Origin of the sequence: Caballeronia sp. GAWG1-1 (genome assembly GCF_023631465.1) — a bacterium.
Classification (GTDB): Bacteria; Pseudomonadota; Gammaproteobacteria; order Burkholderiales; family Burkholderiaceae; genus Caballeronia.
The window spans coordinates 1-8,300 of sequence record NZ_JALQDB010000074.1; the positions used below are offsets into that span (position 1 = coordinate 1).

The 8,300-nt window shown below is 59.4% G+C and carries 5 protein-coding genes and 3 pseudogenes; 7 read left to right on the top strand and 1 reads right to left on the bottom strand.

Features of this window, described 5'->3' with window-relative positions; genetic code table 11:
• The 6 genes and pseudogenes from NCT03_RS34470 to NCT03_RS33200 all read left to right on the top strand — a co-directional run.
• Positions 1–1,444 (top strand): annotated as a pseudogene (locus NCT03_RS34470) (tyrosine-type recombinase/integrase); the annotation flags it as partial.
• Between the two features lie 380 nt (positions 1,445–1,824).
• The gene (locus NCT03_RS33180) at positions 1,825–2,235 is read left to right on the top strand and encodes a LysR substrate-binding domain-containing protein (protein ID WP_502800456.1); all 411 of its coding nucleotides are present in this window, start codon (positions 1,825–1,827) and stop codon (positions 2,233–2,235) included.
• A 95-nt stretch (positions 2,236–2,330) separates the two neighbouring features.
• Positions 2,331–3,833: an IS21 family transposase gene (gene istA, locus NCT03_RS33185; protein WP_502800457.1), complete on the top strand. Its 1,503-nt coding sequence runs from the start codon at positions 2,331–2,333 to the stop codon at positions 3,831–3,833.
• Positions 3,830–4,654 (top strand): IS21-like element helper ATPase IstB, encoded by an 825-nt coding sequence (gene istB, locus NCT03_RS33190; protein ID WP_250495471.1) that lies wholly within the window; start codon positions 3,830–3,832, stop codon positions 4,652–4,654. The genes istA and istB overlap by 4 nt, the downstream gene beginning before the upstream one ends.
• A 778-nt stretch (positions 4,655–5,432) precedes the next feature.
• Positions 5,433–5,711: pseudogene (locus NCT03_RS33195) on the top strand (IS110 family transposase); the annotation flags it as partial.
• Between the two features lie 454 nt (positions 5,712–6,165).
• Positions 6,166–7,302, top strand: a complete 1,137-nt coding sequence (locus NCT03_RS33200; RefSeq protein WP_250495472.1) for a sensor histidine kinase — start codon at positions 6,166–6,168, stop codon at positions 7,300–7,302.
• Positions 7,303–7,421: 119 nt separating this feature from the next.
• On the opposite strand, the pseudogene NCT03_RS33205 reads toward NCT03_RS33200, so the two are convergent.
• Positions 7,422–7,735: pseudogene (locus tag NCT03_RS33205) on the bottom strand (porin); the annotation flags it as partial.
• A gap of 47 nt (positions 7,736–7,782) precedes the next feature.
• Between NCT03_RS33205 and NCT03_RS33210 the strand changes: the two are divergent.
• A complete protein-coding gene (locus NCT03_RS33210) occupies positions 7,783–7,977 on the top strand; it encodes a CsbD family protein (protein ID WP_250495473.1) in 195 nt (64 codons plus the stop codon).
• Positions 7,978–8,300 lie beyond the last annotated feature (323 nt).

Consider the following 8,300-nt stretch of genomic DNA (forward strand, 5'->3'; position numbering starts at 1 on the left):
GTCGATGCGAGGCCACTTGACGTCACCTTTCGCGCAGCGGGCGAGCCGGTCGCCATCGTGGTGGGCGGCGATCCGGCGGTGCCGCGTCTGGCGCCCTTCGAGCAGCTCGCCGTGCCAGCTGAGTAACGGGCGGCAACGGTCTTCATCGGGCATCAACCGCGCAGGCAGCTTCGCCTTCATTCGCGCCGAGCACGACCTGGCCGCCGTGCACGCTTACCTGCACCGGTATCGCGATCGCCCGGTGACCTTGCGCGCCTATACACGTGAGCTCGAGCGGCTCATTTTGTGGAGCGTGGTTGTTCGACAAAAGCCGCTGTCCTCACTGCTCGTCGAAGACTGCGAGGCTTATAAGGATTTTTTGCGAGCGCCGATCGCGAGCTTTACTGGGCCGAAGCGTCCGCGCACGAGCGGCCGTTGGCGCCCCTTTGCGCCCGATGGACTGTCGGACGACAGTCAGGCGTATGCGGTCCGCGTAATCCGTGCGGCGTTCGCCTGGCTCGTCGAGGTGCGCTATCTCGCGGGCAATCCGTGGAGCGCCGTGCATGAGCCGGCGACGGTCATCCGCGAGTCCGCTGTCCAGGTTCACCGCGCGCTACCCGCCGATCTCTGGATGCGCGTGCGACGGCTGCTCGATGAACGTTGCACGGCCCCAATTCTGCCGGTACCAACGGAGCCGGGGGAGGCAGAGGTTCGTTTGAGCAAGCAGGCTCGCGCGCGTGCGGAGCAAGATGCGGCGCCTCAGTGGCGTGCGGCGCGGGCGGCCATTCTCTTGATGGGCGACTCGGGACTGCGTCGCGTGGAAGCGGCCCTGGCAATGCGAGAAGATTTGCGGCCTTCTAACGTCAGAAGCGAGTCATCGACATCAGCGCGACGCCAATCAGGGGAGGGTCCACTCGCAGACGAATCAACTAGGGTGCGTCCTCGAGCCGTCTGGACCCTGACGATCGTCGGGAAGCGGCGCAAGCAGCGCACCGTACCGGTGAGCGGCGCCACGCTTGATGCACTGCGCGCTCACTGGGCCGACCGCAATCGCATATTTGATAGTTAGACGCATGGGCCGTTGATTGCGCCACTCTGGATTCCCGAGACTAATACCGCGCAGAATCGGCATGCCACTGACGACCACGACGTGGCCTACACGCCGGACGCGCTCGGGCGGCTGGTGCGCATGGCCGTCCGGCGACTGGTGGCTGAGCTTCGAGCCGACCCCGCGTCGCTAAGTGCGATAAGCACCGAGGACCTGGTGCAACTCGTCAACACCTCGGCACATGCGTTTGGTCATACCTTCGGCACACGCTCCGTCGCGCGGGGTATGCCAACGGATGTTGTCCAGTCGATCCTCGGACATGCGTCACTCCAGACCACCTCGATCTACGTCAAGGCGGAAAAGCGGCGCATGCTTGAGGCGGCGGCACGGTACTATGCGGATGACGATGCGGAATAATCAAACCGTTCGTCTCCTATTGCAACATCCATGGACGTGCAAGCTACGTATTGGCATAACTGGTGCCACCCTGGCGCGGCAGCTTCGATTGGGATACTGGCCCGGCTAAGCCGGTCGGCGCATTCGCTCCATACACTATGAACACTCTTTCGCTTTCCGACGCGCTTCGCATGGCTGCAGAAGTGCTACGCGACGTCGCCACTACTCGCTGCACACCATCTGGCTTTGAGATGGATGCTGGTCTTGCCCAACTGCATGCCGACGCGGCAGATGTTCTCGAAAAGGAGCTGAGAGGACTTCAAGCGCTGACTTTAAAGAAAGCCTAGATTCGGTGAAAGGGCACGGGTTGGTTTTGGCGGCCACTGGGCCGGAAGCGGTCGGTGCTCAAGGACGCCACCCGATCATCCGCTGCTGGAAGCGCAGCGCGTCACGCTGGAAGACGTGGCCGCGGAGAATTTTTGCTGCTCGATATGGACGAGCACGTGCAGACGGTCGCGCGTTACTGGGGCAAATACAGCATCGCGCCGCGTGTGCAGCTGCAGAGCAAGTCGATCGAAGCGGTGCGCAGTTTGGTGGCGAACGGGCATGGCGTGACCATCTTGTCGGACCTCGTCTACCGTCCGTGGTCGCTGGAAGGTAATCGCATCGCTCGGCGCGATCTGAGCGTGGCGGTGCCGACTATGGATGTCGGCGCGGTGTGGCGTCGCGACGCGCACGTGGGCAGGCAGGTCAAAGTGCGCGGCGACAATTGTTCTGTCCGGTCGGCGACAACTATCTTGGCCGGTTGGTGAGCGCGGAGGCGGCGTAGCCGCCGTAGCGTTCGCCAGCCGGCGGCGGTCGGGTTGAGGGTTTTAGGATCGACGTCTTTGCAACTGCAGAGTGCGTCGTGCCAGGAACTCGAATAACAGACCGTCAGGTACATCTGTATATGCAAAACCGCAAAAAGCACACGCAAGAAGTTGCCGCTGCTAAAGCAGGCATCAGCGTCCGCAGCGCCCGCCGGATTGAGGCGGCGCCATCTCTTCCCTCACAGAAGCCCGAGCGCTCGTGGCGCACGCGCGCTGATCCGCTCGCAGATGTTTGGGATACGGAGATCAGGCCGCTGCTTGAGCGCGAGCCCGGTCTCATGGGCATCACCTTGATGCGCCGTCTCCAGGAGGAGTATCCCGGCCATTACCCGGACTCCATGTTGCGTACCTTGGAGCGCCGTATTCGGGTCTGGCGCGCGACAAGCGGGCCGCCACGCGAGATGTTCTTCGCCCAGCAGCATGTGGCCGGCCAGATGGGTCTGTCGGACTTCACCGACGTCTCCCCGCTAGGCATGTCCATCTGTGGCGTGCCGTTTCCGCACATTCTGTATCACTTCGTGCTGGCGTTCTCCCGCTGGGAGTATGCAGAGGTCAACGAGGGAGGCGAGAGCTTCGAGGCACTGACCAGTGGCTTGCAAAGCGCACTCTGGATGGCCGACGGCGCTCCTTGCGAACATCGCACCGACAGTCTGTCGGCAGCGTATAAGAATCTGAAGCCCGATGACGATTGGACTTCGCGCTACAGCGAGTTGCTCGATCACTACGGCATGGTGGGCACGCGAAACAATCGCGGCGTGAGTCACGAGAACGGGAGCGTCGAAGGTTCCCATCGGCATCTAAAAGACGAGCTCGATCAGGCACTGCTGTTACGCGGCTATCGCGACTTCGACAGCCGCGCGGAATACGAGCGGTTTGTGCGCGACATCGTCTTGCGACGCAACCGGCGGGTCAGCAAAGCGTTTCAGGTAGAGCGGGAGGCCTTGCGTGCGCTGCCACCTCGTCGCACCACCGACTACACGGAGGAAGACGCGCTGGTGACCCGCAACGGTACCTTTACCGTACGCAACATCCTTTACAGCGCGCCCTCGCGCCTGATTGGTCATCGCCTAAAGGTGCGGCTCTATCGGGACCGACTCGAGTGCTTCGTGGCTGGCACACAGGTTCTAGAGGTGCCAAGAGGTCAACGCGATCCGGGAACCAGCCGGGGTCGTGTGATCGACTACCGACACTTCATCGAGAATCTGCGGCGCAAACCGCAGGCGTTCGCCGGTTATCAATTCCGCGACGCGCTGTTTCCGCGCGAAGCCTACCGCCAGACTTGGGACGAACTGAGCCTGCGTCTGCCTCAGCGCCAAGCTTGCAAGACCATGGTCACGCTGCTCGATCTGGCTGCGCGCGACGGCGTCGAGGCTGTGCTGGCAAGCCGGCTTGAACAGATCCTGGCTGCCGGCGAGCTGCCCGATCCTATCGCCTTGCGTACTGAACTGGCGCCGCCGGAACCGTCATGGCCGCAGGTGGTGGTACAGATTCCGGATAGCCGCCTGTACGATTCACTGCTCGCCAGACAGGTGGCAGCATGAACACGCCCGTTACCGACCCCGCACGCCTGAGCCTGATGCTCGGCGAATTGCGCTTGCCGATGATCACCCGGCTGTGGCCCGAGTTCGCCGAGCGCGCCGATAAGGAAGGCTGGCCTGCGACACGATTGCTGTCGGCGCTGGTCGAACACGAACTGGCTGACCGCTCGCGCCGGCGCATCGAGCGTCATCGTACCGAGTCCCATCTGCCACTTGGCAAGACGTTGGAGTGCTTCGACTTCAGCATGGTACCGATGCTATCGAAGCCTCATCTGCAAGCGCTCGCGGCAGGTGATGCGTGGCTTGAGAAAGGTGCCAATTTGCTGCTCTTCGGGCCGCCGGGGGCCGGCAAGTCGCACGCAGCGGCCGGGCTCGGACATGCGCTGATCGATGCCGGCTATCGGGTGTTCTTTACGCGCGCTGACGAACTCGTGCAACGTCTGCAGCTCGCCCGACAAAGCCTGCAACTGACATCGGCGATCAACAAGCTCGATCGATTTGACCTGTTGATCGTCGACGACATCTCCTACGTGCGCAAAGACCAGGCCGAAACCAGCGTCCTGTTCGAACTCATCGCGCAAAGGTATGAGCACCGGTCGGTTCTGATCACCGCGAATCAGCCATTCTCCGAGTGGAACTCCGTGTTCCCGGATCCCGCGATGACCATCGCTGCTATCGACCGGCTGGTGCACCACGCTACCGTGTTCGAACTGAACGTCGAGAGCTACCGTCGCCGGACCGCACAGGCAAACGCGCTCCAGCGCGACAACTATGTGCCGCCACCCGAGACTCAGCGACAACTATCGGACAACCCGTTCGACTGACGACAACTACCAGCGACAACTACGCTGACGCCGGTAGCAAAAGACTTGAGGCAACCACTTGGGAGCGACAACTATGACTTAGCACCAGGAGAAACCACCCCTCAACCGGCCAGAATAGTTGTCGCTGGGCGGCCGCAGTAGTTGACGCCATACATCAAAGCGCTTTTGGAACTGTTCAGGTCGTGGAAGCAAGCCGCGATGTGATGCTCCGCTTCAGGTTTAGCGATGCAGCTACGTGAGCTTCGGAAAGCGCGTGTCAGGAAGCCGCAAGTTGGCTTTATATGAAGAACCGCGACGCCACTCGACAATGACATCCCACGAGCGGCGCTTGCAAATCGTGACTTCCGGGACGCTTCGAGGCGTGTTCCGCGAGTCGACGAGCGGCCGCCGCAGTGGTTTGAGCACGGTCACTTCCTACGGGCCGTCACGGCAGCTCGCCAATCCAATGACAAGGCCTTGCGGAAGTCGATGCGAAGATGTTCATCGCCTTGATTAGCGCCGAAACGCTTTTCTGCCCCGGCTGTGTGCAGCTTCGTCACTTCGACGGTAAAACATATTGACGAAACCGGACAGCGAATGGTGCGTCATCGCGATGCCTTCGTGATGCTCGAAAAACGTCGGCGTTTTTTCTCCCAGCAGGATTAGCGCAGCGGCCCGCCGCCTCGCTCACGCACGCTTCTTCGGCACCTGTTGATTTACTGAGATGGACCCGACGCTCCTTCGGGGAAGCGCGATACTGCTGATTGTTGTCGTGACCAGACCGCATCGGAGGTTCATCATGGAAATCGATATTCTCGGCATTGATCTCGCCAAACATGTCTTCCAGCTTCACGGCGCCGGGCGCAATGGGCAGGCGGTGCATCGCTCGAAGGTAGGACGTGCCGCATTGATCCAGGCAGTTCACAAGCTTCGCCCGCGAACTGTTGTAATGGAGGCTTGCAGTTCGGCGCATCATTGGGCGCGACGCGTTAGTGCCCTGGGTATCGAGGTTCGTCTGATAAGTCCTCAGTATGTGACGCCGTTCTTCAAGACAAACAAGAACGATCGCAACGATGCTCGGAAACTGACCCACTGAGCGCAGGGTTGTACCGGAGGGCCGCACTAAGGCGGTCCATCCAGCTAATGGTTTTTAACCCCGGTGCGGAGCTGTTGTAGCGAAACACAGCGCGAGCGGGGTGATACAGCTACTTTAGAATTATTTTGGAATCCTTGGTGTATCGGGTCCGATGATTGCGTTACCTCTTACGTAATAGAACCAAAGGTGTTTCAAGGTTTGGACGAATATGACGCTAATGCCGGAGCATTAGCTATGAGGATGCGAATTGCTCCCTGATGTCTCGGCATGCAAGCATTCCTTTAGACGCTTTGACGAGATTCTCGGTTTACGAGCATAGCTTTAATTGCAGGGAATTACACCTTAAGCGCTTGCTTACTAAGTAAGTGAGACCCGCGCGGCTCTTCGCGCTCGATGCGGCTAGCCATGCGGGCATGGCGCCAAAAAGGCTACAGCCATGATGCACAACTTCGTAGCGAACAACCGTGCTGTACTGATAGAAAGATGCAAGGCGAGGGTTGCCAATCGACCCGCGCGAGCAGCGTCTACTGAGCAACTGAAAGCGGGTGTTCCAATGTTTCTCGATCAACTAATGAGGACGCTGCGGATGGAACGGGGAGATGACCCGCTTGCCAGTCGCGATGTGTCAGGTCCAGACAGCGGCGTTATGACGACGTCCGAGATTGGCGAGACGGCCAGTCAACACGGTTATGCACTCCACACGCTGGGTTATACGATTGATCAGGTCGTGAACGACTATAGCGACGTCTGTCAGGCAATTACCGGCCTGGCAGAAGAACATAACGTTCCGTTTCAGATTGACGAATATCGGACGTTAAATCGCTGCCTGGACACCGCGATTTCACGAGCCGTCATGGAGTTTAGTGATCAACGCACCTTGGCTGCAAGTCGGGAGGAAAGGCAAAGGTTTAAGGCGCAGTTAGGAGAACTTGCGCATGAGCTAAGAAACGCTCTAGGCAACGCGACGATGGCATTTTTAGCGGCGAAATCGGGTGCCCTGAGTCTTACTGGCGCTACAGGAACGGTCTTGGAGCAAGGTCTTGCGACGATGCAATTGCTGATCGATCGCTCCCTTGAAGAAGTCAAAGAATCGGAAGCAAACAGCCCCAAGATCCAAACATACGCCCTGGCCGACTTCCTGACAGAGGTCGCGCACGCGGCCAACTTGGCGGCCCAAGTCCGAGGGGTGAAGTTCACAGCGCTTACGGTGGACAAAAGCCTAGCGTTTCGTGCAGACCGCGACGCACTTTATTCCGCCCTAGGCAACGTTTTGCAAAACGCGTTCAAGTTCACACGCCCGCGTAGCGCAGTCGTGCTGAGCGCCCACGCGGCTGCAGGCCGAATTTACATTGATGTAAAGGACCATTGCGGTGGACTTGCACCGGATGCACAGAAAACGATGTTCGAGCCGTTCATGCAGCAGTCCCCCGACAGAAGTGGACTTGGGTTGGGTCTAACAATCACAAAAAAGATTGTAGAGAGCTTCGATGGCGTGTTGAGCGTGAAGAACCGGCCGGGCGTCGGATGCATCTTCACGATCAACTTGCCCCGACACGTAGTGGATTCGGCGTAATGGTTTGCCGCGGCCCTGCTGCGCTGGAAAGCTGCAACGTCCTTCTTCTGGGCGAATCACAACGCCGGTTCGGCGACAAGGAATAATCTAGGCAGCTTCAGTAGCCCTTTAACGATCGACTAGAACTTGTGCCGCATGCCAACGCGCAGTGTTACCTGCTTGCTAGTCGTCGACGGGGTCAGTCCGGTAATCTGTGCGACCGCAGTCTGTCCAAGCGAATCGGTTCCGCTCGCCTTCTCGTAGAGTGCAACCGTGTACACGTCGGTGCACTTGGACAGGAAGTAGTCAATGCCCGCGCTGAAAATATTGTAGTTTGCTCCGCCCTTTCCCCCGGCGCCGCCATTACGCGCGTGTAGTCATAGGCGACGCCAGCCAGCAGGGAAGGCGTGATTTGATATTTCCCGTCGACTTCAAAGTTACTGAACGCCGCCGTAACATCATTTTCGAAGGTCGCGACTGCCGGCGAAAAGGAGCGATGCCATGAATGAAGACCAGGTCAAGGGAGTTGGGGAGAAGGTAAAGGGCAAGATCAACGAGGGCGTTGGCGAAATGACGAACGATCCAGCCCAGGAGGCGAAGGGCGACGCACAGCAAGCAGCAGGCGAAGTGCGCAAAGATGTAGGCGACGCCAAAGAGGATTTGAAGGACGCGGCCGACGATGCGTCAAAGCCGTAATGAATTTTCAGACGTAGGACGGATGAACGCCCGCCTCAATTTCGCGGGCGTTTTTTTTCGCGGCGCCCGACAATCACGGAGCTCATTGGCAGCGATCCCCACTTGGATCGTTCGTTCATTTTGCCTCTTCTCCACGACCGAGGCGGAGGAACGGCTGCTCAGATCGATCCCGCCTCATTTTGAAGAGATGCCACCGGCCTTGCCAATTTCACCCCGCTGCGTGACCGACCAGCCGGACGTCTGCGTTGGAACAGCCCCGTGAAAGACCGGACACAGTCTCCCACTTACAATAGCGGGTAGGCATAAGACTGTGTATATGACTA